The organism is Loktanella sp. IMCC34160, from assembly GCF_004145845.1.
Classification (GTDB): Bacteria; Pseudomonadota; Alphaproteobacteria; order Rhodobacterales; family Rhodobacteraceae; genus SELP01.
This window is the reverse complement of sequence record NZ_SELP01000006.1, coordinates 158,113-184,737: the sequence shown is the minus strand read 5'-3', so window position 1 is coordinate 184,737 and position 26,625 is coordinate 158,113. Positions and strand designations below refer to the sequence as shown.

Below are 26,625 nucleotides of genomic sequence, written 5' to 3'. Positions count from 1 at the left end.
ATGCAGCCGGATCGGGCGCCCTAGTGCGGGGTCTTTCGGGATGAGGCCGGAGCGGACCATTCACCTAGCCGATCCAAGGCATCCGCAAGGCCTAGGGGAAGCCGACCTGTCGCGGCTTCCCCAAAATCACCGGCTGCGCTTCCGGATGCGAAAGATCACCGTGTTGATGTTGGTCCCTGCTTCAGCAAAGCTCTCTGCTGGCAAATCCGCAAACATACCCCAGCGCCCGCCACCGTTCGCTTTCTCTGCCCACCGACGAAACTGGAGATGCGCGTTGGTCTCGCCCACTTGCGCAGAAGCAGGAAGGATCGCGACCAGCTGACCTTCGGGCGCGAGGAAATCATAGGCATGGCGGACATGGTCCATCCAATGCGTGCCGTAGAACGGCGGGTTCATCACCACCGCATGAAACTTCGAACTGGCGGGCAGGTTGAGGAAATTCCCCTCGATCACATCGCAGTTGGGACCCTCAAGACCTCGGAGCTTCGCAACCCGGTCAGCTTGGATTTCTACCGCAGTGACCTGGTAGCCCTTGGTGAGGAGCGGGCGGACCAGATGCCCCTCGCCGCCGCTGGGTTCCAGAACGCGCATGCCATCCCGGAAGGAGATTGCATCAACTACCGCCGCTGCGGCCGCAGCCGGCGTGTGATAGAACTGCAGGTCCCGGCTCGGCAGGGTCGTGCGTGTCCGAAACGTCGCGGCGTCCTCGCCCTTCTCGGCGGCGTCGGGAAGGACTGCGCCATAGTAGTGGGCGAGTATGCGGTTGGCCTTCTCGACCAGGTCATCGCGCGCAAACCAGAGATGGGCGTTGCCATTCTTGAAGCCCCGAATGCGGAAGTAAGTGCTTTCGGTGATCGACTGCTGCGGACCATATCCGGGGCGGCAGGCGTCGATCTCCTGAATGAGGCCCCGACCGGCGGGGGTCTGGTCATCCAGTTTGGCAAAGACCCGTTCCACGTCGATGATGGTCTCTTCGGCCCATGTCCGGTTGAAGCTGCCCGAATATTCGGAGAAGGCCCGGTCAATGATTATGCGCGACCCGAGTTTGAAAGCGTCGTGGCTCTTGAACCGGCGATCAAGGCGCGAGAAGGCAACGGCCAGCCCCCGCGCGAAGATCAGATCAGCGCTGCCCATGAGCGTTTCAAATGTGGCCCGCAGGTTCTCGACGGTGACCTCCGGCACCTCCTCCCGCAAGCTTCTGTCGAAATCCCGCGCTGCAGTCGTATCCATCATGTCCCGAATGCCGGTGTCTTCGTAGAGATAGGTCCAAACGGACGCATCCAGCTGGCGGCGGAAGGTCTCGACGGATTGGGCCGCGTCGAAGCCATCCGGGAACATGATCGAATAGTGTTTGCTGCCGGTCCGGTCCAAGCCCCTGTATTTCCGGCCGTGCTGGGCCTTCTTGGCGAAGGCAGCGGCTTCCTTGGACAGCCCATAGGCGAGGTCCAACGTCGCGACCGCTTCCTGAATCTTGGCCAAGGCGGCATCCCGCGCGGCGACAATGTCTTCGATGCGCGACGTGAGGGCGGGAAGCGGGGCGGCCTGCGCTGCCTCCTCTTCGAGGATTTCCGCAAGGCAGTTCATCGCTGGCCCTCCGCACTAGCCGGAGGCGCGATGAAGGCAAAGCCGCCGCCATTGCCTTCGGGGTCGCGGGACAGGCACATTTCCAGGGTTGTGCCGTCTGCGGTGACCAGTACAAATGTCGGCCAAGGGTCGTCGCCGTAGTCGTCGGGCTCCAGACGGAAGCCCGTGATCTTGCTGCCGAACAGTTGCGAATAATATGCGCTGACATCGATCATGCGGCCTTCTCCTCAAGGTAGGTGGAATATCCCTTGCGGTCGCATAGGGCGAAGTTCAGCCCGCGCTTGTCGGCAAGGTGACGAAGATCGCCAAGGAGGTTTGCCAGGAGGAAACCCACATCGGCCGCATCGTCGGGATAGAGCTGCTGCACCGCCCGGAACACACGATCCGCTTGAATGTCAGGAACGTTGTCGGGCGGAGCATCTGCCGCCCCATCCGTCTGTTGAGAAGCATCCGAGGCGCGATCAATCGCAACCTCGATCAAACTGGTTTCGCAGCCGCAGTCGTCGCAGAAAGACCCTTTGTCGAAGAGGTCTGCCAGTTCCCAAAGCTGCAACTCCTCGTTCCACTCGGCAAAGGCATCGCGCTTGACGTTCGTCCCTCCGCAAGTTTCGCAGCACACCCGCAAGGGCCCATCTAGTTCGACGGCCTCAAAGGGAAGGGCGGGCTGGCTATGCAAGGCGGCGCTGATGGCCTCATGCATCTTTTGCCAGGTCTCGCGCGACATGCCTTCCCAACCGCTGACGGCTTCGCCCCGCTCTGTCCGATAGAGGAAGGATCGGTGGGTGGCTTCATCGCCAAACCGCGCGTTGAGGGCCTCGACCACGCGGACGGCAAGGCTTTCCGTCAGAAGATCGGTCAACCAGACCTCGGGAAAGGTGCCGGTCATGACGATGTGAAAATGGGTCTGAGTCATGATCCACCCCCTCACATCGACAGCGCGCGGTGCGCATGGCTGTCTTCGTAGCGGATGATCGGCTCGCCGGTTGCGGTCGTCCCACCCCAGCAAGGGCCTGCGTATCCCGACAACCGGGGATGGCCCTGCAATTCCGGGCGCTGGCGCGGGTTGACGTTGATCCCGACAATCTCGGTGTCCATCGCCTCGGCAAACTCGGCAACATCGTCGGAGTAGACGGTCACCAGACCGTCGTCGGTGGACAGAACAAATTCGTAAGCAGCCATTTGTGGCCTCTCCTCTGTATCGCCCAAGATTGGGCATGTCTGGCAAGCGAGCCGCGCCTTGGCGCGTGTCTCTCTTGCCGGACTGGCCCTCGCCGAGAGCAGGAGGGGGGCCCGTCAAGCGCGGTGCCGGACCGGATGGGGAGGGGGATCACCCGGCTGCACGGAGCCGAAGGCGCAGGAAGCCGGGGACACCCCTTCCGGTCAGAACAGCATCGGGCTTTACGGGGGAACCGGCGGTTCCCAAGACCGGGACGGAGCGGCGTTCGGCTCGTCCGAACCCCGACGGCCCCAGCCATCGACAGGATCGCCTGACCGGCCAGAGCGCAGCGGCGGCGGGGCAGCCCCCTGCCCTCGTGCGCCAGCACACCGCCGATCCTTCGCGGCCCGAAGGGGGGCTCCCCTGGAACAGGGGATGGGGCGGCCTGACGCCGCCCCGAGGCCCTGGGAGGGAGGGCCTCACTCGGTGACGCCCTCGTCGTCCTCCTTGTCCTTGGGCTCGAAGAGAACCAGTTCGCCGTTGATCGGGAAGGCCTCGAGCTGGATCTTCATGAAGGACTTCGAGCCTTCGCGCTGCGGGAAGGCGACCCCGATCTGGCGGAAGTAGGTCTTGCCGTTCTTGCCTTCGACCGGGGTGGTGACGCGGTAGTGAGTAGTCATGGTGGAGTTCCTTTCCTGTTTCGATGCAAACGAAACAGGCCGACGGAGAAGGCCGGGATGCAGGCAGAAATGCGGAGGGTCCGCGCGCAGCGTGGAAGCCGTATTTGTGCTTGCCGGAGCGCAGCGCAGGGACCAGCCCGGCCGCGTCGGCCAGATTGCATCTTCAAGAAACAGGGGAGGGACGCCACGGCGCCGACACAGCCATCAGCGCGTCACCCGGACCGGAGGCAGAACCAACCCAGCAGACCCCACCCGGATCGGATCAGCCCTCCCTGCCCGCGCCGAAACTGCCCCACGCCCATGCAGATCCAGATCGAGGCCCGCCCCCACCAGGCACCCCGGCCCTTCCCTGCCCCAAGGACCGAGACGACACCGGGTAACCAAAGATGACCCCCGCACCCGGCCACGGTCAGCGCCAAGCCAGACCCAACAAAGCCCCCCGAAGGGCCGCACCCCCGCAAGAGCGATCCAGACCCGAATGGCTGAAACCGGCTGGCTCTGCACCCATGCGCCGAGCTTCCGGCCGCGATTCCGCTCGGAAACGGGGCCGGAGGCATCGCCGCAGGACGCAGAGACAGGACCGGGTTCAGGGCAAAGCCTCGGGAGCGCGGACCGCAGTGAAACGAAGGGATTGCATACGAGACGAGCGCAAGCATGCTGTCAGGAACGCCATGCCATGAAAGCATCATCGAAGACACGCAGGTTGCGGCGCCTGCCCACATTTCCGAATGGGACTGAGGTGTGACAGGTCTTGGTATAAGTCTCGGCAGCCGGACGATGGACAGGACCCTGGCCACTGAGACGGAGAGGGTCGAAAGCGATGGCGCCGATACATTCGTCCTCCAACTTGACACGTACGAAATGAAGAGAGAAGAAAAGTGGATCGCTCAAAGTGTCCTAGCGGTCCGTGAACACCCGCACTGCATCCTTCTCATGGCATCCGGTCGGGGCGGTAAATCTAGCTGGGGCGAAATCTACACACACTTCGCAACCATCCGGTTCAGCAGAGGGCTCGCTATGAAGGGCTTCATGAATACACTCGGAGAATTCGCCAGCAACCTCTTGGACCGGCGACCGGTGACGGCCAGTACCGTAGACGGCATCAACGTTGGTTGCCGGCACGGCAAGGCCGCGCGGCTTGTGCTAATCGAAGAAGGGAGCAAAGCATGATCCCGGTGCTGGCTGTCGACGACCCTGAATCCGCCCGCGAGATGCTGGCCCGTGTGTTTGGGTTCGTGCCCAACGACCACGGGTGCATGGCGTTGGCCGAGCAATCTGTCGCTGTGATCCGTACCGGTGACACGCCAAGCGGCATGCTCCGGATACCGCTCGATCATGTGGCCTTCGCGGCATCAGATGCTGACGAGACCTGCGCTGCGATCCAGGCGCGCGGCGGGCATTTGTCCCGGTCGTTCACCCCGGACGGGCCGAGAGATATCCCCGAATTCTGGGACAATGGTGTCCGTTTCGTTTTCTTCGACGGCCCGGATGGCTGGCCTCTGGAGTTCTGTATGAAGAACGGCATTCCTGACCGTTCAGGCCACGACCACTTCGCAATCCGCACTACGGACATCGGGGCCGCGGAAGCGCGGCTCAGGGCCATCGGGGCCGCTCCGGTGGCGGGCCATCGGCTCAGCACCGAAACGGGGTGGGTTGAGGTTCGGTTCCTGGCACTTGGCGCGGACATGTTCGAAGTCTTCGACGAAGGCCCCCATCCCGACGTCGACCCGGACCGGGGCTGGATCGGACTGCTTTAGCCCGGGCCCGTGCGGGGCCATGCTGGCCCTTCTCAAACCCGACTGGCCTAACTGCCCGACACCTAGATCGCCTCTATCATTCAAAACGCGCATTAGCTTGTTCCTGAACTCCCGACACTTCCTTTCAGGAAAGGTCAACACAAAATTGGCCAAAACTGCTGCAGCGATCCCTAGGAAGCCGGAGGACATGAGGAACACATCTAAGATGAGAAAAGCCGACATTTGGTCAAAAGACATCGTCGTGCAGGACTGTGGCGGTCTCCTAGCTGAGAACTCTGACTGGGAGGGCGACGCGGGGCTTCTGTATATGGTTAACCATGTATTCGATACGAACAAAGCGCTCTTGAACCGGACACGGCCGGAGTTGCGGGTTGATGACATCGCGTTCCTGGTCACGGCGGGTACAGGGCGTCGTGCGATCGCCTATGCGCGTGACGGAGCGCGAGCGATCATAGTCGAGGTTGGGCTGATCCGTGCGCTCTGGACGCGAGCCGCCAGCATCGCTCACCTGCCCGGAGTTCTTGCAAACGCGTTCCCTATCGCCGAGGACATCGATCAGTCCTGGATGGCGGAATCCTGCGACTCCGTGCCGGGCATGTCGGACTGGGACTGCTCGGGGGATCGCGCAGAGTATTGTGTAGACCTTTTCCTGCACATGCTCGAATACGTGGTTGTGCACGAAATCGCGCATCATGTGCGGGGACATCTCAAGCTGGTCAACGCGGAAACCGGTTTGCACCTGATCGACGAGACAGAGGCCAGGACGAGCAAGACACCGGAGGTTTCCGCGGCGGAGGGGTTCTTAGTTCAGGACCTGGAGTTCGACGCAGATGCTTATGGTTTAGAATTATCGCTTGCGGCTATGGACGAGAAACACCCGTTTGCGATGCAATGGGATCAAGCGAGCGCAACTGAGTGGCAGTTTCAGCTGATCTTTGCACAGTTGATGGTCGCACAGGTGATCGACGACGCGCGCAAAGCCGATGGCGCGTATTCTGCTGACGGCCACCCGGCGCCATTGCACCGGGCGATAAACTACGGGAACCTTGTTTCCCGATCACTTCAGGATCTCGTCGGCGGTCCACTGCAAGCTTATGTGGATATGCATGCTGTTGCCTGGTCGGAGGCCGGCTACGTTGCGAAGGGGCTGTCCTACCCGAAGGGTCGCTGGCATGATGATCATGGGAAAGAAATGGCGACTGGAGACTACCAGTTGCTGGAAGAACGCTACTTCGCTTCGTCCCGACGTATTGACGGTTTGTCCCGTGGCTGACGCCGAGGGCGACAGCGCTGCGTCCTATCTGCAAAGCGCGTTTGATTTTGTCACAGAGGTAGTGCTCGAGGGCCTGGTAGAGGATGCCGCGCCGGACCGCTTCCGTCTGCTGGTGCAGCCGTCACCCGATTACGGTGCCACAATCATACCGAACTCGGACCGTTTCGAAATCGTGGTCAACGACTGTGTTGTCTCGGAAATGATGCGTTTCTGCCAAGCCTACGCGGACCTGAGCAGCCCGCTTCTGGAAGACCATATCAGCGAGCTTGGCTCGTTGATCGGGGACCCGGAGCGGGTGCTCGGAGTATCTTTCCAAGCAGGGTTGGCGTTCCTGCTGTTACACGAGGTCGGGCACGTCGCGGGAGGGCATGTGCGCTATCTGACACGAGACACTGCAGAGTTCCGGGACAGGCCCGCAGACGGCTCGGAGGGCGCGGACGGCGACTTTCGACGTATGGCGGAACTCGAGGCGGACGGTTTTGCGATGGCTCTGCTCTTCGAGTTCCAGGACGAGCTCGTCTCGTCGCTGGGATGTCCACATCAGACATCGTCAGAGATGCATGCCGTTTATGGCCGCGCCCTGCTCCTAGGCGTCTTTGCCGCGATCAGCTTGCTTGAAGGGATGTTCGCCCGCGAGCGTATAACCGACACGACCTACCCCTACCCGGCGATCAGGCTCTTGAACCTTTGCAGCGCCTATTTGCGTGTGGTGCAGCCAGACATCGCCCGCTGGCACGGCGACGACTATCGCAAGGCCGCACCGGATGACGCGACGGTTCAGCGAATCTCGGGGCATTTCAGAAAGTCCGTCGCGCCAGCCCTGTTCCTGTTGCACGACGCGCTGACAGGGATGGGCGTCGCCTCCGAACTTCATGGCGTGGAGGATGATCCGAAAACCGTCCAAGACTTTATGACGGACGCGCTCCTGCTCCTGGGAGGTGGGACGCCAGTTCACTCGATTGATGGCCAGGCGCTATCGGACCTCACGGAAAAACGACCAAGGTTCCTCTGCAAGCTGGCACCGTTCCGGGAACTCGATCTCTGGCACGCGGTCGGCGGCGAGACGGGCTGAATTCACTCGCCCATCTTCCGCTTGAGGAGAACTTCAAAACCTTCGAGGTCATTGGCAGCCTCGCCGTCGATCATCACGGTGAAGCCACCTGGTCTGCGCGACGTATCGGCTTCACTGCTGCCTTTGATCTTGTCGTAGATTGCGTTGGCGATGACGCCTGCAGGGATCCCGCCGACGATGCCGAGCGCCAACATCAAGATCTCGGATGAGCTTCCGAACCCCATCCCACGGTTCTTTCCAGCCAAAGTAATCTCGCAACCCTCGAGACCTTGGAACGCTCCGGCTGCGATTGCCTCTTCGAGCGTCTTGGAATTTTCTGAGAGGATTGAGATCTGAATTGATTTACTCATGATTGTGGCCTGTCCATTTCGTGATCAAAGCATTGAGTCTCAGAATATCGCTTTCGAGATGTGTTGCATCCGGAAAAGTTGACTTGAGAATAGCGAGAATCGATTCTGCACGTAGCTTGGGTGGCGGATGGTCGATGGACAGCGGCGCGTCAATGCGACGTTCAATCTCTGTAAGATACGCGAAGAAGAGGTAGAGTACGAACCCATGTGCCCATTGGCTTTCGACCGTGGTGGTCCGAGACATCAACGCCCGAAAGGCGAAGGCGTCCGCCTCGTATTCCAGGTCCCAAGCTTCGGGCGTGTATTCGTCAGAGGCTCGCTCGGCAAGCATGGATAGACGCGCAGAGGCGCAAATCTCATGGTGGCCAAGCCAAGCATGAGCGAACTCATGTAGGGAAACGAACAGGAGAACAATGGTCGTCACGCTAGACAGATGGGCCTGGACCTCGCCAGTCACTTCATCTTGTCCGAGGTCGAGGGGCACCGCGTTGATGTTGGTTGAAAGCGGTTCAAGAAACAAACTGATGGCCGCCTCGAATGCAGGATGTCCCTCCCGCCGATAGTCGGAAAGCTCTCCTTGCAGCTCCTCAAGGATCAAGCCTGTGAAAAGCTGGTTCAAAGCAAAGTATAGCCCCTCGTTGATGAAAGCGACGAAGAAGGGGATCTTGGCGCCCGCTACGTCAGCGTTTACACAGTGGGCGTTCGCGTGACCTGTGGGGAGGAAACGGAGATGAACCTTCTCTAGGAAGTGGCCCTGCTCCTCTGTCAAACACTCTCGCATGTCCCTTCTCATAGAAACGACGTATGCATCCAGGAACTGGATGAAGGTTATGTCGTCTAGCTCCGTCGACGGATGGACACGGCGCATGAACATGTCTACGTCGTCTTCGAGCCCCAGAACATCCAAGGACCGGGAGACCCGCGCGCGTTCGCTCTCGGGGTCAGGGTGGTGTTTGCGTCTGACCTCCCAACCTTCGTGATGGGTGCGAACAAAGGTCTCGTACTCGGCTACTACTCGTGCGACCTGATGGTCGGTCAAGATCATAGGATCAATCATGTTTTAGGCTCGGCGTTAGCACTCTTGACGCTGTGGATACACAATCATTCCAGTGAAGTAATGTCACGAGATAGATAAGGATGGGCCAATTTCGTAACTGGCGTGAGCGGCCCATTGCGGTCACTCGACCTTCGACTCGAATGCTGCGACCGCAACCCGCTTAGCTGCCATTCGCCGCATCAGCAAAGTTTCGAAACCAACGAATGGGAAAGGTGCGGACTTTGCCGCCGTGCCCGCGCATGCTAATCTTTTACCATGAAAGCGAAGCGAAACTCCCCAGTCGAAGTCGTGCGGCTGTTCAATGATTGTATATCGAGGCGTGATGCTGAAGGCTTGTCCGAATTATTGACAGAAGATCACGTCTTTATTGACAGTGCAGGACATGCGGTTTCAGGCAAGAACGCATGCGTCGATGCATGGCGCGGTTTTTTCGATGCCTTTCCAGACTACTACAATGTGATCGAACGCATGGAAACAAAGCACAATCTTGTCGCTGTTGCAGGGCATTCGGTTTGCAGCGACATCAGATTACATGGGCCGGCGCTTTGGAAAGCCATAGTTGTGGATGATCGCTTGGCAGAGTGGCACGTTTTCGATGACACCGAAGAAAATCGGCGGCGATTGGCGCTGGAATCTTGAGTGCAAATTTGGGCTCAGAGCCGACTTGCGGCGGCGTAGCAGAAGGTTCCCCGACCACCCTTTGGCTTTGATCGGCCTGCTGGTCGTAGCCCGGCCCTGACCTGTCGTTGACCCGGTCGACGGAATGCTGCGGAGCGGCTTGTAGAAGCGGTCATTAGCGGCATGCGAGAAACCCTTGGCAGCGGAAGGCGAGATTGGATCTCTAGCCCTCAGGCCCGACAAAGAGGAAACGCGCCCCGTAGGACGCGCTTCAATGTGGTGCTACTTCGAGCTTGTTAACGGCTCGACCGCGAATTCTGAACATTGGAAATAGTAACTGTCCAGCAGCTCGGGTCAAGGCGCAATTAGTCTGCTTTGCGGGATGACTAGTCTCAATCCGCAGTCAACTAGCAGCTGGGCGGCGGGTGTGGACCCTGCCTTGTCACGCCGATATGGTTTCCTCGTGTTGGGCACGATCACCATTCTGATTCCCGGTTTGGATTTCGGGAGAGTGGATGTCCAAGCCAGCGTCCAGCCCCGAGCTTGACATTGGCTTGGTCGAGTCCTAATGTCAATCCTTAGTCTGCTTTATAATAGGTTGTGCTATGCGGTTAGGTCTCGACATCGGAACAAATTCCATCGGCTGGTGGCTTTTTGAAACTGACGGAGCAGAGGCAAATGCCCGGATCGTCGCCGTCGTCAAAGGTGGGGCACGCATCTTTTCCGATGGCCGTGACCCGAAGTCTGGCGCCTCGCTCGCTGTTGATCGTCGGACCGCCCGCGCGATGCGTCGTCGCCGCGACCGTTACTTGCGCCGCCGCGCCACGCTGATGAAGGTTCTCTCGAATGCGGGACTCATGCCGGCCGATCCGGCCGAGGCCAAGACATTGGAGGCGCTCGACCCCTATGCATTGCGGGCAACTGGGCTGGACGAGGCCCTGCCGCTGACCCATCTGGGGCGGGCGCTGTTTCACCTCAACCAGCGGCGCGGGTTCAAATCCAACCGCAAGACGGACCGGGGCGACAACGAGAGCGGCAAGATCAAGGACGCAACGGCGCGGCTGGATCAGGCGATCCTTGCCAGCGGGGCCCGCACCTATGGCGAATTCCTGTACAAGCGCCGGCAGCGGGCCGGCGACCCGCGCGATGTACCTAGCGTGCGCACCCGCCTCACTGTTGCCAATCGGGACGGACCGGATGGCAAGGCGGAGGTCGGCTACGACTTCTACCCGGATCGGAGGCATCTGGAGGAGGAGTATCACAAGCTCTGGGCGGCGCAGGCCGGCCACCATGCAGAATTGACCGACGATCTGCGCGATCTGGTGTTCGAAAAGATCTTCTATCAACGCCCGCTGAAGGAACCCAAGGTCGGGCTGTGCCTGTTCACCGCCGAAGAGCGCCTGCCCAAGGCCCACCCGCTGACCCAGCGACGGGTGCTTTTTGAAACCGTGAACCAGCTGCGCGTGACGGCCGACGGCCGGGAAACCCGGCCCTTAACCCGCGAGGAACGCGATCAGATCATCCATGCGCTGGACAACAAGAAACCCACAGCATCGCTGAAATCGATGGCGATGAAACTAGCCGCGCTTGCGAAGGTCCTGAAACTGCGCGATGGCGAGCGGTTCACACTGGAAACGGGTGTGCGCGATGAAATTGCCTGCGATCCGGTCCGTGCGAGCCTGACGCACCCCGAGCGGTTCGGTCCACGCTGGTCGACGCTGAATGCGGATGCACAATGGGAGGCGATTTCCCGTATCCGCAAGGTGCAGAGCGAGGCGGAACACGCCGCGCTGGTCGATTGGCTGATGCAGGCCCATTCCCTCGACCGGGACCACGCCGAGGCCACCGCCATCGCCCCGCTGCCGGAAGGCTATGGGCGGCTCGGGCTGACCGCCACCACGCGTATTCTGGAAAAGCTGAAGGCAAATGTCGTCACCTATGCCGAGGCCGTCGCCGCCTGTGGCTGGCATCATTCGGACCAACGCACGGGCGAATGCCTCGACCGCTTGCCCTATTACGGCGAGGTGCTCGATCGCCACGTCATTCCCGGCACCTATGATGTAAACGACGACGAGATCACACGCTTTGGCCGGATCACCAACCCGACCGTGCATATCGGGCTGAACCAGCTACGACGGCTGGTCAACAGGATCATCGAGACCTATGGCAGGCCCGACCAGATTGTCGTGGAACTGGCGCGGGAACTGAAGCAGTCCGAGCAGCAGAAGAAGGACGCGATGCGGAACATCCGCGAAGCGACCGAAGCGGCAAAGAAGCGGAGTGAGAAGCTCGAAGGGCTTGGCATCGAGGACAACGGGCGCAACCGGATGCTCTTGCGGCTTTGGGAAGATCTGAACCGTGATGACGCGATGCGTCGCTTCTGCCCTTATACGGGCGAGCGTATCAGCGCGGCCATGATCTTTGACGGCTCCTGCGACGTGGATCACATCCTGCCCTATTCGCGCACGCTGGATGACAGCTTTGCCAACAAAACGCTTTGCCTGCGCGAGGCCAACCGCGAAAAGCGCGACCAGACCCCATGGGAGGCCTGGGGGGGCACCCTGAAATGGGACGCCATCGAGGCCAACCTGAAGAACCTGCCCGATAACAAGCGCTGGCGCTTTGGTCCCGACGCGATGGAACGGTTCGAGGGCGAAAACGATTTCCTTGATCGCGCGCTGGTCGATACCCAGTATCTTGCCCGGATTTCCCGCACCTATCTGGACACGCTCTTTACCGAAGGCGGCCATGTCTGGGTCGTGCCTGGACGGCTGACCGAAATGCTGCGGCGGCATTGGGGGTTGAACTCGCTGCTGAGCGACAAGGATCGCGGTTCCGTCAAGGCCAAGAACCGCACAGACCACCGCCACCACGCGATTGACGCCGCTGTCGTGGCCGCCACGGACCGAAACCTTCTCAACCGGATCAGCCGGGCCGCTGGCCGCGGCGAAGAGGCCGGCCAATCCGCCGAGCTCATCGCCCGCGACACGCCGCCGCCATGGGAGGGGTTCCGCGACGACCTGCGCGTTCAACTTGATGGAATCATCGTCAGTCACCGCGCCGATCACGGCCGGATCGACAAGGAAGGACGCAAGCACGGTCGCGACAGCACCGCCGGGCAGTTGCATCAGGAAACCGCCTATTCCATCGTCGATGACACATATGTTGCCAGCCGGACCGATTTGCTCAGCGTCAAGCCCGCTCAGCTCTTGGACGAAGCCGGTCGAAGCGGCCAGATCCGTGACCCGCAACTGCGCAAGGCGCTGCGCGCGGCGACCGCCAACAAGACCGGGAAGGACTTCGAGAATGCATTGCGCGATTTTGCGGGCAAGCCCGGCCCGTATCATGGCATCCGCCGGGTGCGGATCGTCAAACCCCTGCAGGCTCAGGCGCGGATACCCGTGCCTGCCAGGGACCCAATCAAGGCCTATCAGGGGGGCAGCAACCATTGCTTCGAAATCTGGCGCCTGCCCGACGGCAAGATCATGCCTCAGGTCATAACCACCTATGAGGCGCATACCCTCGATGGGATGATCAGGCCCCACCCCGCGGCGAAACGGCTTCTGCGGGTCCACAAGGGCGATATGGTGGCGTTGGAACGCGGCGGGCAGACAATCGTTGGCCACGTCCAGCAAATGCACATCAAGAACGGCCTGTTCATCGTTCCCCATAACGAAGCAAACGCGGATGCGCGTAACAACGACAAGACCGACCCGTTCAATTGGATTCAGATCGCCGCCCGCCCCGCCATTGAGGCGGGGATCCGGCGTGTTTCGGTCGACGAACTCGGACGTCTGCGCGATTCCGGGCCCGGAAGGTAAGGAATACCTGCCTTCGGCCGAATCGGATGAAGCCCCATCCTTCCAAAGTGTTGGAGGGGTGACATATGGACCAGATCGTCGATATTGCCACCGACGGGCGGCACCTGTCGCGCGATCGCGGTTTTCTGAAAGTCAGCGAAGGCGCCGAGGAAATCGGCCGTATCCCGCTGGACCAGGTCGCCGGAGTGATCGTTCACGCCCACGGCACCACGTGGTCCACCTCGCTGCTGACGGAACTGGCGGATCGCGGGGCACCGGTTGTTCTGTGCGGGTCCAACCACGCGCCGCGCTCCGTTCTCCTGCCGCTTGAGGGGCACCATGCCCAGGGCGCCCGGCTCCGCGCCCAATGGCAAGCCAAGGCTCCGCTCATGAAACAGGCGTGGAAACAGGTTGTGATATGCAAGATCGCCATGCAGGCCGCCGCGCTTGAGGCCATGGGGGAGACCCATGCTCCCGTGGCCATGCTCAAACGCAAAGTGACCAGCGGCGATAGCACAAATGTCGAAGCCCAGGCCGCCCGTTACTACTGGCCCCGGATGATGGGCCAGGATTTCCGCCGCGACCGTAATGCGCCCGATCTCAACGCGCTCCTGAACTACGGCTACACCGTCCTGCGCGCCGCCACCGCGCGCGCCGTGGTTGCCGCCGGGTTGCACCCAACCATCGGATTGCACCATTCCAATCGGGGCAATGCCTTTGCCCTGGCGGACGACCTGATGGAGCCGTTCCGCCCCTTGGTCGATTGTTGCGTGCGCGGTCTCGTTGCCCGAACCGGACCGGAGGTGAACACCGAGGCCAAACAGGCCCTGGCGCGGCTCATCGCGCTCGACCTTCCGCTCGGTGACGGCCTGACGCCCGTATCGGTCGCGCTCGGCAAACTCGCAGCGTCCTTGGGGCAAAGTTTCGAGGCAGGCGCACTCAACCTTGCGCTGCCCGCCCCCCTTGATGCGCTTACCCTTGCGGGGCTTGGGGCATGACCTCGGCGCCCGTCTTTCTGTCTGGATACCGGATCATGTGGATACTTGTGATGTTCGACCTGCCCACCGACACCAAGCCGCAGCGCAAAGCGGCAACGGATTTTCGGAATTTCCTGCTGGACGAAGGCTTCGAGCGCAGCCAGTTCTCGGTCTATGCACGCTTCGTCAACGGCAAGGAGGCGTTTCAGACCCGTGTAACCCGTATTGAACGTCAGTTGCCCGACAAGGGTGACATTCAGATCCTCAACTTCACTGACCGACAATATCGTGATATCGTGCATTTCTCGGATCAGGGTCGAAGGGCGGCCCGGAAAAATCCGCAACAACTGGCGCTTTTTTGATCATGATTCTTCAGATTGCCGCACTCGATCCCTCCCAAAACCTCTGTTGTTTCAGGGGCTTGGAAGAGGATCGAGTTTAGCTGTTCAGAATTCGAGGTCCAGCCGCAACGTGGCCCACCGATTGCCGGTGGGCACTGAAAGTTTAGCTGTTCAGAATTCGAGGTCCAGCCGCAACAACGCAAGCGGCTGGATGCGCTGCCAGACAAGTTTAGCTGTTCAGAATTCGAGGTCCAGCCGCAACGACACGTTCCGAGGCGGCAAGCTGGCGGTGAGTTTAGCTGTTCAGAATTCGAGGTCCAGCCGCAACGAATATGGGCAGGACATCGTGTCGCGGGTCAGTTTAGCTGTTCAGAATTCGAGGTCCAGCCGCAACATGGCGGCGAACGGTTACGCGCCGTTCTTTAGTTTAGCTGTTCAGAATTCGAGGTCCAGCCGCAACACGAAGGCTGAGCTTCAGGCAATGTTCATCAGTTTAGCTGTTCAGAATTCGAGGTCCAGCCGCAACGACGCGCTGCATCCCGTCATCGTCGGGGAAAGTTTAGCTGTTCAGAATTCGAGGTCCAGCCGCAACGCCCCAGCGGCGCGCTATTGCAGGACATTGAGTTTAGCTGTTCAGAATTCGAGGTCCAGCCGCAACAGCGCGACGGCATCACTTGGCTGGACTGGCAGTTTAGCTGTTCAGAATTCGAGGTCCAGCCGCAACGCTAGGCGTTCAGGAACGCCGACCCGGCGCAGTTTAGCTGTTCAGAATTCGAGGTCCAGCCGCAACTGAGTGTGTCAACGTTTGCGGGGCCGCAAAAGTTTAGCTGTTCAGAATTCGAGGTCCAGCCGCTCAAATTCTGAACGGCTGCTTTGTCTCAAACCTAAAGGCGCTCGCTCGCTCGGCGAAAGTCCGGAATCCGCCCTGCCCGAGTGACGTCTTCGGCCGTGAGGTAGCTGAACGTATGTCTTGATTGGGCTGAGCTACGGCCAGCAGGCCGATCAAAGCCAAAGGGTAGTCGGGGAAACTTTGAGCTGCGACGCCGCAAGTCGGCTCTGAGCCCAAACTTACTGAATGCTGCAAAGTGTCCGAACGGCTCCGATGCGCAGAAAGCGGACTCTGCAAAACTGCAAATGTATGGATGTTATTCGCGACAGGCCCGGCCCAGACCGGCCGCTTACTATACACTGCTACCGCTGCGGTGCGGCCCTAGATTCCGAACTTCCGCAGCAGCCGAAACGTCTTGTAGAGGAAAACGCCGAACGGCTTGGAGCATTCATTGATACTCCTTGGGTTTCCGCTGCATTTTACCACGGACTGCTTGGCATGCCCGGCGGAGCTTAGAGTTGGCCACTTTCGCCGATAGAAAAGCACCGGTCTTCATCTCATAGGAACGATTGGCGGTCACTCACCACAAGGCCCACATGGCCGGCAACCTGCCGCTTCAAAAATCTTCAGCAGTTGAAGCCTGTCAAAGACAAGAACACAAAGCTCCAACTTTTCGATCCGAATGGCCGGCTGTCTTCTCAGCCAATCCCTTCGAGAGCGTTACAGTTTGTCCATCCTTGGTGGACCATCTCACAGGTTTTCACAGAAACAAGTAGCGGCCTCTTTAAGAATACAACATTATGTCACGTATGAGCAGACAAGAGCACGAAAAACTAAAGAGCCTTCTTGAGGCTGTCCCCACGGGGTTCCTCGTGGACTCCGCTTGGCTTGAGCACCACGGGATAGGCAGGCGTTCGTCCTACGCCTATGTCCAACGCGGCTGGCTAGAACGCCTTGGACGCGGAGTCTTCCGCCGCCCCTCACCAAGCAGCGCCACCACGAACACGCTCAACTGGAAGACCTGCCTGCTCTCGCTCCAGCACATCATGCACTACCCTGTCCATATCGGGGGGGCGACGGCATTGGGCCTGCAAGGCTATGCGCACTATCTCTCACTCGGCGACAAGAGCACAGTCTGGCTTTACGGCTCAAAAATCCCTAACTGGCTCGAAAAACTGCCGCTCAACACCAAACTCCGCACACGCAACTTGTCACTGTTCTCCGATCCGGAGTTGGGTGTCGATGACGCACGAAGGAATGCCGACGAGACAGCATCGTCCCTGCCGTGGGACTGGAAACTGGTGATGTCCTCGCCGGAACGGGCGATCTTAGAGGCGCTGGACGAATTGCCGGATCAGGAGAGCTTTCACAACCTCGACATGGCGTTCGAAAGCCTGACGACATTGCGCCCGAGAACCCTCTCGGCGCTGCTCAGAAGTTGCAAGAAAATCAAGGTCAAACGTCTGTTCTTCGTGTTCGCCGACCGCCACGATCATGCCTGGCGCAAGCGTCTCGATCCGGAAGAGTTCGACCTCGGCAGCGGGGATCGAGCATTGGTCAAAGGCGGCAAGATACATCCGCGCTACAGGATCATGGTGCCCGAAGAGTTTGCAATAAAGGAACGTAATCATGGCGCGTGAAGACTATGCCGCCCAAGTGGCCCTTCTCGTGCGCTTACTACCTTATGTCGCCAGGGAGGAGATATTTGCGCTCAAGGGCGGGACGGCCATCAACCTCTTCTATCGCGACCTGCCACGCCTGTCGGTCGATATCGATCTGACCTACCTACCTGTCAAAGACCGCGCCGAAAGCCTCGCTGAAATCAACGTCGCGATGGACCGGATTGCCGCCGCCATCGAAGGCGGCATCACCGACGCAAAAGCGCAGCGTATTGCAGGTGGCGGCGGCGGTGCCACGCGTGCGCTCGCACGCCTGGGCGCGGCCGAGATCAAGATTGAGACCTCCCCCGTCACGCGCGGCGTCGTGCATGATCCGGAACAACGCGAAGTCTCCGAAGCCGTCGAGGAGGAATTCGGGTATGCGGCGATGAATATTGTCTCCTTCGAGGATTTGTTCGGAGGCAAGCTGCATGCGGCCGTCGATCGCCAGCACCCACGCGACCTGTATGACGTGAAGCTGCTCTACGAGAACGAAGGCCTTACGGACGAGTTGTTCCGCACTTTCCTCATCTATGTAGCGTGTTCACCGCGCCCACCGCATGAATTGCTGAACCCGAACCTGATCGATCTGGATCAACCCTATGCGCGGGAATTCGAGGGCATGACCAAGGAGCCAGTCGACCTTCCGGAACTGATCAGGACGCGCGACCGCCTAATCAGGGATATACGATCCTGTCTCGATGAGGACGCGAAGAGATTTCTGAGGACTTTGCACGAAGGCGAGCCGGATTACGAGGCGATCGGCCGGCCTCAAGCCGCCGCGTTGCCCGCCGTCAGATGGAAGCTGATCAACGTGAAAAAGCTGAAAGCAGAGAACCCCGAGAAGCACACCGCCCAGGGCGAAGAGTTAGAGAAACTCCTCGGCTGAAGATGGAACAGAGACGACTGATTTTGAGAACGATCCCGATGAAGAAGAGTGCCTGGTCACGGTTTTTGATGTGCTCGGCTTTCCAAGAGGCCCGCAGGCCGCCCCAAGGTCGAGGCGGCCACCTCTAGCGCATCGAGCTTGTCTTGGCGTGACAGGTAAAAGTAGGTCTGGCTCTCTGTCATTGCGGAGACGCGAGCGCGCTAAGTTCCTTGGCCAACCAGGTTGGTGCACAGGCACGAAGGCTCAGAAGCTCGCGCTGCTCCCCTTCGTTCAGCATCGCTTTGATGCGCGTCAAAGCCTGAGCGGCCTCGGACTTCCCGAAATAGGCAAGCGCCCGAAAGGCATGTCCGGCTCGGCTGTTGGGCGCGCGAAGCTGCCAGCTCGGAACATGCTTGAGCTCGACGCTTTGCGCTCCGAGCGTCAGATGACGGCTTGGCCCGGAGGTCCAGTAAATCTGACGCGATGGATTCTGCGTCGAGATGCCGAGCAGGTTCGCAGCAGAGGCTCCGCTCTGCGACACACGCTCACCCGTTGATTTTGCGATATGCTCAACCACGGCTTCAACCGAGGGCGCCCGGTTCCCAAAGCGGGTTTTCACGGGCAGGGCGAACACTCCCCGCTTCACACGCAGAAGCTCCCCGCGCCGAACCAAACGCGATAGCGCCTGGTCAATCGCCGCACGCTCCCCGAGGTGCAACAGTTCCCGCGCGGAGAGGGTCGCCCCCTCCGGCAAGGTTTCCGCATAGGTCTTGATGGCTTGGGATGTGGTCTGCATGTTTGCCTCCAAGCGTCAGATATATAATCTATTTTCTGACAGATGCAAGCATCGATCCGGCGACGCTTGAGGTCCCACTTCGTTCGATCCAAACCGCTCAAGTTCCCATTGCTCATAGCAAAGGTGCTGTTCCTGCAAGGGGTATCCCGCCGGAGTTTGAATCATCCGACCTCTGACAACCACGGGCAGACAGACACGCCGGGTCAAGTTGCCGCAGTCGATTGCAAGGGACGGGAGCCAGCCCACCTTCATTGCCCGACGTTGTTGACTGAAGAAACCGAACGTCGCGGAACGGGTCCCGCCCCGCAGAGAACCGAACGCGCCAGCGGCGAGGTGAGAAAGGGTCAACAGTGGGAAGTACCATCCGCCGGTGAAGCAGCGCTATTGCTTGGGTATCGCCCCCCACGAACGCGGTTCGGCGCGAATAGCGCCGGTCCTGAGCGATCCGGGCCACTTGCCCGGATCGCTCGGGACACATGGAAGGACCGTCAGCCCGGAACCGGTTCGGACAGATGGCCCGATATCATCGACTTCCGAAACATGACATGCGGCAGAAAGGCGGTCTTTTGCTGTGTCATCGCCCTATCCCACCGTCTTCCAGTCGCGCTTCATGACGCCACTGATCCGGCAATGCGCGCCCGTCTCGGCGCAGATGAAGCTGGTCGAAACCCGCTTCTCACCGGGATTACGCCCCTTGTGGACGGTGAAGCGGCTTCGTTGCCGCCCGTCGGTGAATTCCAGCGGTTGGGCCAGTTCGATCACGTCGCCATGGGTCAGCTTGCGGCTGGCTTTGGCGGCGTGTTCGCGGCACCGTTGCCGCCATGCAAGCGCGTAGTCCGTTGTCGTTGGACTGAGCAGGTTGAGAATGGCCAGAGGGGCTTGGGATTCCACCGGCCCTTGGCCCTCGTCCATGCTCTTATAGCCCCAGCCGCCATTCTCGCGTCGGGTCAAGAAGACGGCAGCAAAGACATAGCGGCCCATTGCATCGGCCTCGTGGCCGTAGGTCTCTCCGTCAGGACGTTTCAACTGCACTTCGACCGCGACATACCAAACCGTGCCGACACGGCTGGCCCGGAGGGGCCGTGCGGCCCGCACCTCGTCCTCGTATGTGCAGAGCCGTTCAATCTCGGCTTTGATGTCGCGCGGGGTATGATTGTAGATCAGCCAGCCCATCACGCGGCCTCCTTGGTGCTGGTTGCGCCCTCGGCGGCGGCTTCGATCATATCCACGGCTTTCTGTGCCTCGCTCGCGGCGCGGAAGATGGCGCGGTTGTCCTCGCCAAGGGCCTTCAACCACCCTTCGACATAGGCGGCGGACTGTTCAAAGTCGGGTTTGAACCCGTGCTTTGCCCCAAGGATGCAGGCCGCGATTTCCGCGATGAGTTCTTCGAATGCATAGGCTTTGCGGTCCCGGAACTTCTCGAACCGGTCCAGCCGCGACCTGTGGCCTGTGGAATGGGCGCACTCATGGGCCAGAGTTCCAAAATACTCAGATGCCGAATAGAAGGTTTGAACCGGCGGCATGTGGATCTGGTCCTTGTCGATGCTGTAGTAGGCGCGCGGTTCCTCGGTCGTGATGATCGGAACGCCAAGAGCCTCGAAGAACGCGCAAAGCGCGGGGTCCGCTTCGGTGCCGAGATCTTCGGCGGGCGCAGGCGTGGCATAGAAATGCTCGGGCAACCCGTCGATCTGATCGGCGTTGAAGACCCGATAGGCGCGGGTATAGGGAACCGCCTTGGCTTCGCCCTCGTCCGTCTCCCGGTCGATGGTGCCATATTTGACGACCGTGTTGGACTTTTCTCCTTTGCGAACCTGCCCCCCGTTCTCCTGCGCCTGCCGATAGGTGAACCAATGGGCGGAGGTATATCCGTGGTTCTGAGCTGCCGCCCATAGCAGCAGCACATTGATGCCCCGGTAAGGTTCGCCGTTGGCCCGGTGCGGGAAAGAACAGCCTCCCGCCTCACCGGTCCATGGCTTGCGCCACGGCGGGGTGCCTGCTTCGATGGCTGCAATGATTGCGCCTGTCACCTGATCCTGAACATTGAATTTTGCGGTCGCCATTTGTGGCCTCTCCTCTGTATCGCCCAAGATTGGGCATGTCTGGCAAGCGAGCCGCGCCTTGGCGCGTGTCTATCTTGCCGGACTGGCCCTCGCCGAGAGCAGGAGGGGGGCCCGTCAAGCGCGGTGCCGGACCGGATGGGGAGGGGGATCACCCGGCTGCACGGAGCCGAAGGCGGAGGAAGCCGGGGACACCCCTTCCGGTCCGAACAGCACCGGGCTTTACGGGGGAACCGGAGGTTCCCAAAACCGGGACGGAGCGGCGTTCGGCTCGTCCGAACCCCGACGGCCCCAGCCATCGACAGGGTCGCCTGACCGGCCAGAGCACAGCGTCGGCCGGGCAGCCCCCTGCCCTCGTGCGCCAGCACACCGCCGATCCTTCGCGGCCCGAAGGGGGCTCCCTGGAACAGGGGATGGGGCGGCCTGACGCCGCCCCGAGGCCCTGGGAGGGAGGGCCTCACTCGGTGACGCCCTCGTCGTCCTCCTTGTCCTTGGGCTCGAAGAGAACCAGTTCGCCGTTGATCGGGAAGGCCTCGAGCTGGATCTTCATGAAGGACTTCGAGCCCTCGCGCTGGGGGAAGGCGACCCCGATCTGGCGGAAGTAGGTCTTGCCGTTCTTGCCTTCGACCGGGGTGGTGACGCGGTAGTGAGTAGTCATGGTGGAGTTCCTTTCCTGTTTCGATGCAACCGAAACAGGCCGACGGAGAAGGCCGGGATGCAGGCAGAAATGCGGAGGGTCCGCGCGCAGCGTGGAAGCCGTATTTGTGCTTGCCGGAGCGCAGCGCAGGAACCAGCCCGGCCGCGTCGGCCAGATTGCATCTTCAAGAAACAGGGGAGGGACGCCACGGCGCCGACACAGCCTTCAGCGCGTCACCCGGACCGGAGGCAGAACCAGCCCAGCAGACCCCACCCGGATCGGACCAGCCCTCCCTACCCGCGCCGAAACTGCTCCAAACTCATGAAGATCCAGACCGAGGCCGGCTCCCAACAGGCACCCCGGCCCTTCCCTGCCCCAAGAACCGAGACGACACCGGGCAACCAAAGATGACCCCCGCACCCGGCCACGGTCAGCGCCAGGCCAGACCCAACAAAGCCCCCCGCAGCGCCGCACCCCCGCAAGAGCGATCCAGACTGGCGTGCCGTAATCGGGTGGTCCGGTTTGATTGCTAGTGCATCGTTGGCCTCAAATATGAAAAGATCTGCTGATCGGCGAGAGCACATCGTCGTCGAAGCTGCCCTCGGCATTCGTGAGGCGTCCGTCGTCATAGATTTTTCGGAATGCTGAGGCTGTTTATTGTCGGAAGCCGGGCTTGCCGGATTTGCCCTTCGTTACGCGGAAACATCTGGCCATTTGACACGGCACCTAATCTTACCAATTCGTAAGCGACACCATGCAAGAGTCTCCCGTCCTGTGTCAGGCATGGAACGACGAATCTACGGATTGGTGAATAACGGTGTTAGGACCTTTGTTGTCGAGCACCACGGCGGCGAAACGCTCGACCTGTCGGCAGAAACCGTCCTGGTAGTATTTGGCGAATGTTGGGTGGCTATGCCAAATCCACGGCGGTCGGAAAGCTCATTGATTTGGGCGGCGATACGTTCTGGGAAAGAACCCGCAACCACGACGACATGCATGAGCGCATTCAAAAATCGATGCCGCATCTCAAACCCTTGGGTTTCGATCTGGAAGACGCAATACTGCATCACACGGCCGCGGCGTTGCAGTCTGCGTTCAGGGAATGTGGACTCTGCGCCCGCATAGTGGGGACGAACTCGCAACAATGCTCCCCGGAGAGATAACTCAGAACAGCTGACCGAGTGGGCCGAAGCGGCAGTGGCGGCGCCTTGTGAGTTTGCCGACGAAGCTCTGCAAACCAGCGCCAGCGTCGGTCTGGCGCAGAGCCGTGCCATCGACAGCCTAACGGCCGACGGGCTTCTGCATCATGCGAATCTTGCGCTCTACGAAGCCAAACGGAGCGTTCGCGGTCACGCGCGTGCATGCACACCGGAATTGCAGAGAACTCACTTCGCGTTCCAGGAGTTGTCGACAGATATTCTACGGGGGATTGCACGGCAAGAATTCGTGGCGGATCTGCAGCCACAGTTTATGTCAACAGCGGCACCGTGATCGGATTCGAGGCGCTGGCGCGATGGAACCACCCAAGGCGCGGTGTCCGGATACCGAATGACTTTCTGGGCGCAGCGCAGCGCGTCGGCCTTGGGCAGGAGCTCGACGGGGAAGTCTGACGCTCTGCGCTGGACGCATTGGCGTAGTGGGACGAGCAAATGCTGGGTGTTGCCAAGGCTGTTTCGATATTACGGTCGAAAACCTCTTGAACCCTCGCTTCAGTGATGCCCTGCTGTGGAACCTCAAAGCACGCGACATCGAACCTCAAAGGCCTGTACTCGAGATCCTTAGATCGGCCCTCTATGTCACAGGCACCGATGGTATCCTGGAGGCCAGTAATCAACTTGTATCAAGCGGTTTCTCCTTTGCCTTGGACGACTTTGGGACGGGGCATGCGTCGGACCTGAGCTTGGTGAATCTGCCCGTCGATTTGGTCAAGATCGACAGGGCATTCGTGTCCGGTGTCGGATCGGACCGTCAGAAGCGCTCTTTGGTATCGTCCATGATTGACATGGCCACCAACCTCAGGATTGAGGTTCTGGCCGATGGCGTAGAGTCGGATGCAGACGTCAAGGTCTTGCAGGACATGTGGTGCCGATTGTTCCAGGCGTTCCATTTTGGTCACCCGATGCCTCAGGAAGCCGCTCCGGAGTGGATCCTCGAGCGTGAAGTGCACCGGCCACCTCCAGAAATGAACCGCGGCCGGGCGTGACGTCACCTGAGATTTTTGAAACCCAATCTGAAGGGGCCAGTTGGTTGCGTTAACCCGTCTTCGATACAGTCGAAGCAGGAACCGCTTTCATCAAACATCTTCCTTCAAAGTTTCTAAACTTCAAAGCAATAGGTTGGCCCCAAACCACCGCGCTATCGGAGAAGTTCAGTCAAATTGCCTGGGTCTAGATCGCGAACAGTAAGTGCCTACCAGTCAGATTGAAGGGTAATGTACCAGTCTTTTCTCGCCTATTCTGTCGTTGATATTGGGTTGAACCCGCAGAACATCCGCACAGGAAACACGTTCGATGTTTCCTTGTCGGACAGCTATGATTTCATTGTATCGGATAATGACACAGGTGTTACAGGCGGCGCCGATGCCGAGGGTGATCAGATCCTGTTCGTCCAGGACAGTGTCGGCAACGTTGTCGTTGATGGTGAAACGTTCTACCTTGAAACGGTGATCACGTTCACGATCGATGGTGTTTCCTATACGGGATACTATTTCGAAAGTGACGACACCGGCGCTGACTTCATGGTCTTTTCCGAGCCGATCCCCGCCGGGACAGCTACGGTTTCGTCCATAAATACAAACCCGACCAGCGTTGACTATGCCCAACTTTATTCAAGCGGTGAAACAATTGATGAAGGTGGCTTCGAGTTCCTTGGCCTGACAGGGGACGATACGCTGAGCGGTGACGGCGGCGATGACAATATCTTTGCGAACTGGGGCAATGACCTTGTTTATGGCGGGGCTGGCAATGACGCCATCTCGGGTGAAGGGGGTGCGGACACGCTCTGGGGCGAGGCCGGGGACGATCAGATCTACGGCGGGTTGAGCGAAGATGTTGTCGATGGTGGAACCGGGAATGACACCATCGACGGCGGAAGCGGCAATGACATCCTGACCGGCGGCGACGGTGACGACACCATTTATGGCGGGACTGATGCTGCAGCTACCTTCGATCGTTTGGGTGTTGAATGGAACCATTTCAGCGATCCAGACAATGACGGCGTGATCGACAATGGCGACGACCTCAATGGCCAGACCGTCTCGGTCGGTTCGATCGATGTTTCGGTCACGACATCTTCTCCCGGCATCACCAATTACGCTTCAACCACGCTCTTAACCACCGGCGTGGACGGCGGAACCAGCACGGTTTCACCAAACAGCGCGATGGGTATCGAGGGCGATGGAACGACCCAGATCACCTTCTCCGAAGGTGTCGAAAACCTTCAGTTTCGGATAAGCGATTTCGAAAGCGGCCCAAACGTACCCCTCGAAATCATCACAATCAATGCCTATGACATCGACGGAAACCTGATCCAATACACTGTCGATCTGGGGGCGTGGATCCAGGGTGATGATACGGATGGTGTGGCTGGGGCCGACACATTCTACACCAACCAGTTGGATCTTGTCGCATTCGATACGACGCCGGAAGGGTCGATGCTGGTAACGATCCCCGGCCCGGTCGCGATGGTCGAGTTCGTGTTCAACTCCCAGGGTGGTAGCCTTGTTGTGTCGGATCTGTATTTCGACAATCCGGAAACTGAGTTCAGCGAGGTTGGCGGCGACGACATCATTAGTGGCGGGGCTGGCAATGACATCCTGGATGGGCTGGACGGCAACGACACCATCAGCGGTGGCACAGGCAACGACACCATTTCCGGCGGGACCGGCAATGACATCATTACCTTTGCCGACGGCGACAGCGTCAGCGGCGGCGATGGCGACGATCTGTTCATTCTCGAAGACCTAGGTGAGGCCTCGAACGGAACGATCACCATCAACGGTGGCGGTGCGACGGAAACATCCGGCCAGGGCGATACACTGCAACTGGGTGATTTGGCGGACCTCTCGACCCTAAACATCCAAAGCACGACACAGAACAGCAGTGGCAACACCACCTATTCAGGAACGGTGACCCTTGATGATGGCACGGTCCTGAATTTCAGCGAGATCGAAAACATCGTCTGCTTTGTAACCGGAACACAGATTGACACCCCCATCGGGCCCCGACCGATCGAGACCCTGAAAGTCGGCGATCTTGTCAATACGCTGGACCACGGCCCGCAGCCAATACGATGGATACAATCAAGCACTGTTTCCGGGAAAGGTAACCTCGCGCCGGTTTGCTTCGAGGCCGGCACGCTGCCGGGACAAGACCGGGAATTGCGGGTATCGCCTCAACATAGGGTCCTGTTTGGCGGATACCTTGCCGAACTGCACTTCGGTGAGGACGAAGTTCTCGTTCCCGCGACGTGTTTTGTCGGCTCACCGGGCGTCACACAAGACGACACTGCGGTCGTGACCTATGTTCATATGTTGTTTGATCAACACGAAATTGTCACGTCTGAAGGCTGTCATACTGAGAGTTTCCACCCCGGAGAAATGGCGTTGACGGCCCTCGATTCAGCCGCCAGGAACGAACTATTCGCGATTTTCCCAGACCTTCGCCATTGCCCATCCAGCTACGGATCGACTGCGCGCCGAGTGCTTAGATCATACGAAGCCTGCGTCATGCTTGGGCCGGCATTCGAAAAGAAGGTCGCAGGTCCGGTATCGTTGGCTTGCTGTCAAAAGGCAGGCAGACAAATGGGCGGTCGGCTCATCTTCTCAGGGGTTTGCTCCGTTCCTTAGATGCCCTGCGTCCCGCCGTCTGGTGAGCCATCACAGTTTGAGACAAGGTGCGGCATAGGCGATGGAATGGATTGGACCGACCCGATTTATCCGCCGGGGCCGACTGACCCAAAGACACGATTCTGTTGTGGGAAGGGATGGATTGAAGTGGTGCGTCAACCCATCCCTATAGGCACCTCCGCGCCAGAGAGTGGGGGGCGCAAAGGCGGTGTCTGCCTGTGGTCTCCATAAAGGAAAGCGTAATTCGGGATGCTCCCATTTGGGGACAT

22 protein-coding genes and 1 CRISPR repeat array are annotated in these 26,625 nt (G+C 59.8%); of the genes, 11 read left to right on the top strand and 11 right to left on the bottom strand.

The features are described from left to right. Window positions 1–126 precede the first annotated feature (126 nt). From EU803_RS15655 to EU803_RS15635, 5 genes are all read right to left on the bottom strand, one after another. On the bottom strand, window positions 127–1,584 hold the full coding sequence (locus EU803_RS15655) for a DUF4942 domain-containing protein (RefSeq protein ID WP_129684537.1): 1,458 nt from the start codon (window positions 1,582–1,584) through the stop codon (window positions 127–129). Further along, window positions 1,581–1,799: a hypothetical protein gene (locus EU803_RS15650; RefSeq protein WP_129684535.1), complete on the bottom strand. Its 219-nt coding sequence runs from the start codon at window positions 1,797–1,799 to the stop codon at window positions 1,581–1,583. Before EU803_RS15650 ends, EU803_RS15655 begins: the two co-directional genes overlap by 4 nt. After that, window positions 1,796–2,497, bottom strand: coding sequence for a hypothetical protein (locus EU803_RS15645; protein WP_129684533.1), 702 nt, complete (start codon window positions 2,495–2,497; stop codon window positions 1,796–1,798). The genes EU803_RS15650 and EU803_RS15645 overlap by 4 nt, the downstream gene beginning before the upstream one ends. A gap of 11 nt (window positions 2,498–2,508) precedes the next feature. Continuing rightward, complete coding sequence (locus tag EU803_RS15640) at window positions 2,509–2,763, bottom strand: hypothetical protein (RefSeq protein WP_129684531.1); 255 nt, start codon at window positions 2,761–2,763, stop codon at window positions 2,509–2,511. A 456-nt stretch (window positions 2,764–3,219) separates the two neighbouring features. Continuing rightward, window positions 3,220–3,420 (bottom strand): hypothetical protein, encoded by a 201-nt coding sequence (locus EU803_RS15635; protein WP_129684501.1) that lies wholly within the window; start codon window positions 3,418–3,420, stop codon window positions 3,220–3,222. Between the two features lie 1,166 nt (window positions 3,421–4,586). Between EU803_RS15635 and EU803_RS15630 the strand changes: the two genes are divergently transcribed. The 3 genes from EU803_RS15630 (at window position 4,587) to EU803_RS15620 (ending at window position 7,522) form a co-directional block, all read left to right on the top strand. Beyond that, on the top strand, window positions 4,587–5,177 hold the full coding sequence (locus EU803_RS15630) for a VOC family protein (protein WP_129684529.1): 591 nt from the start codon (window positions 4,587–4,589) through the stop codon (window positions 5,175–5,177). A 205-nt stretch (window positions 5,178–5,382) separates the two neighbouring features. Beyond that, window positions 5,383–6,450: a hypothetical protein gene (locus EU803_RS15625; RefSeq protein ID WP_129684527.1), complete on the top strand. Its 1,068-nt coding sequence runs from the start codon at window positions 5,383–5,385 to the stop codon at window positions 6,448–6,450. Then, window positions 6,443–7,522: a hypothetical protein gene (locus EU803_RS15620; protein WP_129684525.1), complete on the top strand. Its 1,080-nt coding sequence runs from the start codon at window positions 6,443–6,445 to the stop codon at window positions 7,520–7,522. The genes EU803_RS15625 and EU803_RS15620 overlap by 8 nt, the downstream gene beginning before the upstream one ends. A gap of 2 nt (window positions 7,523–7,524) precedes the next feature. On the opposite strand, the gene EU803_RS15615 is transcribed toward EU803_RS15620, so the two are convergent. After that, window positions 7,525–7,872 (bottom strand): hypothetical protein, encoded by a 348-nt coding sequence (locus tag EU803_RS15615; protein ID WP_129684522.1) that lies wholly within the window; start codon window positions 7,870–7,872, stop codon window positions 7,525–7,527. Beyond that, entirely contained in the window at window positions 7,865–8,911 is a 1,047-nt protein-coding gene (locus tag EU803_RS15610; protein ID WP_165352870.1) for a hypothetical protein, read from the bottom strand. The genes EU803_RS15615 and EU803_RS15610 overlap by 8 nt, the downstream gene beginning before the upstream one ends. 273 nt (window positions 8,912–9,184) lie before the next feature. On the opposite strand from EU803_RS15610, the gene EU803_RS15605 reads away from it, so the two are divergent. From EU803_RS15605 to EU803_RS15580, 6 genes are all read left to right on the top strand, one after another. Further along, window positions 9,185–9,568, top strand: a complete 384-nt coding sequence (locus EU803_RS15605) for a nuclear transport factor 2 family protein (protein WP_129684519.1) — start codon at window positions 9,185–9,187, stop codon at window positions 9,566–9,568. 584 nt (window positions 9,569–10,152) lie between these two features. Continuing rightward, window positions 10,153–13,368 (top strand): type II CRISPR RNA-guided endonuclease Cas9, encoded by a 3,216-nt coding sequence (gene cas9, locus EU803_RS15600; protein ID WP_129684517.1) that lies wholly within the window; start codon window positions 10,153–10,155, stop codon window positions 13,366–13,368. 65 nt (window positions 13,369–13,433) lie between these two features. After that, window positions 13,434–14,345, top strand: a complete 912-nt coding sequence (gene cas1, locus EU803_RS15595; protein ID WP_129684515.1) for a type II CRISPR-associated endonuclease Cas1 — start codon at window positions 13,434–13,436, stop codon at window positions 14,343–14,345. Beyond that, window positions 14,342–14,686: a CRISPR-associated endonuclease Cas2 gene (gene cas2, locus EU803_RS15590; protein WP_129684513.1), complete on the top strand. Its 345-nt coding sequence runs from the start codon at window positions 14,342–14,344 to the stop codon at window positions 14,684–14,686. The genes cas1 and cas2 overlap by 4 nt, the downstream gene beginning before the upstream one ends. Before the next feature lie 72 nt (window positions 14,687–14,758). After that, window positions 14,759–15,521: a CRISPR direct-repeat array (repeat unit 36 nt; unit sequence AGTTTAGCTGTTCAGAATTCGAGGTCCAGCCGCAAC). 782 nt (window positions 15,522–16,303) lie between these two features. After that, window positions 16,304–17,134 (top strand): type IV toxin-antitoxin system AbiEi family antitoxin domain-containing protein, encoded by an 831-nt coding sequence (locus EU803_RS15585; RefSeq protein WP_129684511.1) that lies wholly within the window; start codon window positions 16,304–16,306, stop codon window positions 17,132–17,134. Continuing rightward, a complete protein-coding gene (locus tag EU803_RS15580) occupies window positions 17,124–18,041 on the top strand; it encodes a nucleotidyl transferase AbiEii/AbiGii toxin family protein (protein WP_129684509.1) in 918 nt (305 codons plus the stop codon). Before EU803_RS15585 ends, EU803_RS15580 begins: the two co-directional genes overlap by 11 nt. Window positions 18,042–18,219: 178 nt before the next feature. Here the strand turns inward: EU803_RS15580 and EU803_RS15575 are convergent, their stop codons facing one another. The 4 genes from EU803_RS15575 to EU803_RS15560 all read right to left on the bottom strand — a co-directional run bounded on the left by EU803_RS15575 (window position 18,220) and on the right by EU803_RS15560 (window position 21,531). Further along, window positions 18,220–18,816 carry a DUF6088 family protein gene (locus EU803_RS15575; protein ID WP_129684507.1) on the bottom strand — a complete coding sequence of 199 codons (597 nt, stop codon included), beginning with the start codon at window positions 18,814–18,816 and terminating at the stop codon, window positions 18,220–18,222. A gap of 582 nt (window positions 18,817–19,398) precedes the next feature. Further along, window positions 19,399–19,989, bottom strand: coding sequence for a hypothetical protein (locus EU803_RS15570; protein ID WP_129684505.1), 591 nt, complete (start codon window positions 19,987–19,989; stop codon window positions 19,399–19,401). Continuing rightward, a complete protein-coding gene (locus tag EU803_RS15565) occupies window positions 19,989–20,876 on the bottom strand; it encodes a zincin-like metallopeptidase domain-containing protein (protein WP_129684503.1) in 888 nt (295 codons plus the stop codon). Before EU803_RS15565 ends, EU803_RS15570 begins: the two co-directional genes overlap by 1 nt. 454 nt (window positions 20,877–21,330) lie before the next feature. After that, the gene (locus tag EU803_RS15560; RefSeq protein ID WP_129684501.1) at window positions 21,331–21,531 is read right to left on the bottom strand and encodes a hypothetical protein; all 201 of its coding nucleotides are present in this window, start codon (window positions 21,529–21,531) and stop codon (window positions 21,331–21,333) included. A 1,615-nt stretch (window positions 21,532–23,146) separates the two neighbouring features. On the opposite strand from EU803_RS15560, the gene EU803_RS18825 reads away from it, so the two are divergent. Together EU803_RS18825 and EU803_RS15540 are read left to right on the top strand one after the other, a co-directional pair. Next, window positions 23,147–23,713 (top strand): EAL domain-containing protein, encoded by a 567-nt coding sequence (locus EU803_RS18825; protein ID WP_277985712.1) that lies wholly within the window; start codon window positions 23,147–23,149, stop codon window positions 23,711–23,713. Between the two features lie 228 nt (window positions 23,714–23,941). Further along, window positions 23,942–26,356: a Hint domain-containing protein gene (locus EU803_RS15540; RefSeq protein WP_129684495.1), complete on the top strand. Its 2,415-nt coding sequence runs from the start codon at window positions 23,942–23,944 to the stop codon at window positions 26,354–26,356. The last annotated feature ends 269 nt before the right edge of the window (window positions 26,357–26,625 follow it).

What these genes read in the sequence shown, in the direction of transcription:
- EU803_RS15655 (WP_129684537.1), bottom strand. Translation starts at nt 1,584, where the DNA reads ATGAACTGCCTTGCGGAAATCCTCGAAGAGGAGGCAGCGCAGGCCGCC.
- EU803_RS15650 (WP_129684535.1), bottom strand. Translation starts at nt 1,799, where the DNA reads ATGATCGATGTCAGCGCATATTATTCGCAACTGTTCGGCAGCAAGATC.
- EU803_RS15645 (WP_129684533.1), bottom strand. Translation starts at nt 2,497, where the DNA reads ATGACTCAGACCCATTTTCACATCGTCATGACCGGCACCTTTCCCGAG.
- EU803_RS15640 (WP_129684531.1), bottom strand. Translation starts at nt 2,763, where the DNA reads ATGGCTGCTTACGAATTTGTTCTGTCCACCGACGACGGTCTGGTGACC.
- EU803_RS15635 (WP_129684501.1), bottom strand. Translation starts at nt 3,420, where the DNA reads ATGACTACTCACTACCGCGTCACCACCCCGGTCGAAGGCAAGAACGGC.
- EU803_RS15630 (WP_129684529.1), top strand. Translation starts at nt 4,587, where the DNA reads ATGATCCCGGTGCTGGCTGTCGACGACCCTGAATCCGCCCGCGAGATG.
- EU803_RS15625 (WP_129684527.1), top strand. Translation starts at nt 5,383, where the DNA reads ATGAGAAAAGCCGACATTTGGTCAAAAGACATCGTCGTGCAGGACTGT.
- EU803_RS15615 (WP_129684522.1), bottom strand. Translation starts at nt 7,872, where the DNA reads ATGAGTAAATCAATTCAGATCTCAATCCTCTCAGAAAATTCCAAGACG.
- EU803_RS15605 (WP_129684519.1), top strand. Translation starts at nt 9,185, where the DNA reads ATGAAAGCGAAGCGAAACTCCCCAGTCGAAGTCGTGCGGCTGTTCAAT.
- cas9 (WP_129684517.1), top strand. Translation starts at nt 10,153, where the DNA reads ATGCGGTTAGGTCTCGACATCGGAACAAATTCCATCGGCTGGTGGCTT.
- cas1 (WP_129684515.1), top strand. Translation starts at nt 13,434, where the DNA reads ATGGACCAGATCGTCGATATTGCCACCGACGGGCGGCACCTGTCGCGC.
- cas2 (WP_129684513.1), top strand. Translation starts at nt 14,342, where the DNA reads ATGACCTCGGCGCCCGTCTTTCTGTCTGGATACCGGATCATGTGGATA.
- EU803_RS15585 (WP_129684511.1), top strand. Translation starts at nt 16,304, where the DNA reads ATGAGCAGACAAGAGCACGAAAAACTAAAGAGCCTTCTTGAGGCTGTC.
- EU803_RS15580 (WP_129684509.1), top strand. Translation starts at nt 17,124, where the DNA reads ATGGCGCGTGAAGACTATGCCGCCCAAGTGGCCCTTCTCGTGCGCTTA.
- EU803_RS15575 (WP_129684507.1), bottom strand. Translation starts at nt 18,816, where the DNA reads ATGCAGACCACATCCCAAGCCATCAAGACCTATGCGGAAACCTTGCCG.
- EU803_RS15570 (WP_129684505.1), bottom strand. Translation starts at nt 19,989, where the DNA reads ATGGGCTGGCTGATCTACAATCATACCCCGCGCGACATCAAAGCCGAG.
- EU803_RS15565 (WP_129684503.1), bottom strand. Translation starts at nt 20,876, where the DNA reads ATGGCGACCGCAAAATTCAATGTTCAGGATCAGGTGACAGGCGCAATC.
- EU803_RS15560 (WP_129684501.1), bottom strand. Translation starts at nt 21,531, where the DNA reads ATGACTACTCACTACCGCGTCACCACCCCGGTCGAAGGCAAGAACGGC.
- EU803_RS15540 (WP_129684495.1), top strand. Translation starts at nt 23,942, where the DNA reads ATGTACCAGTCTTTTCTCGCCTATTCTGTCGTTGATATTGGGTTGAAC.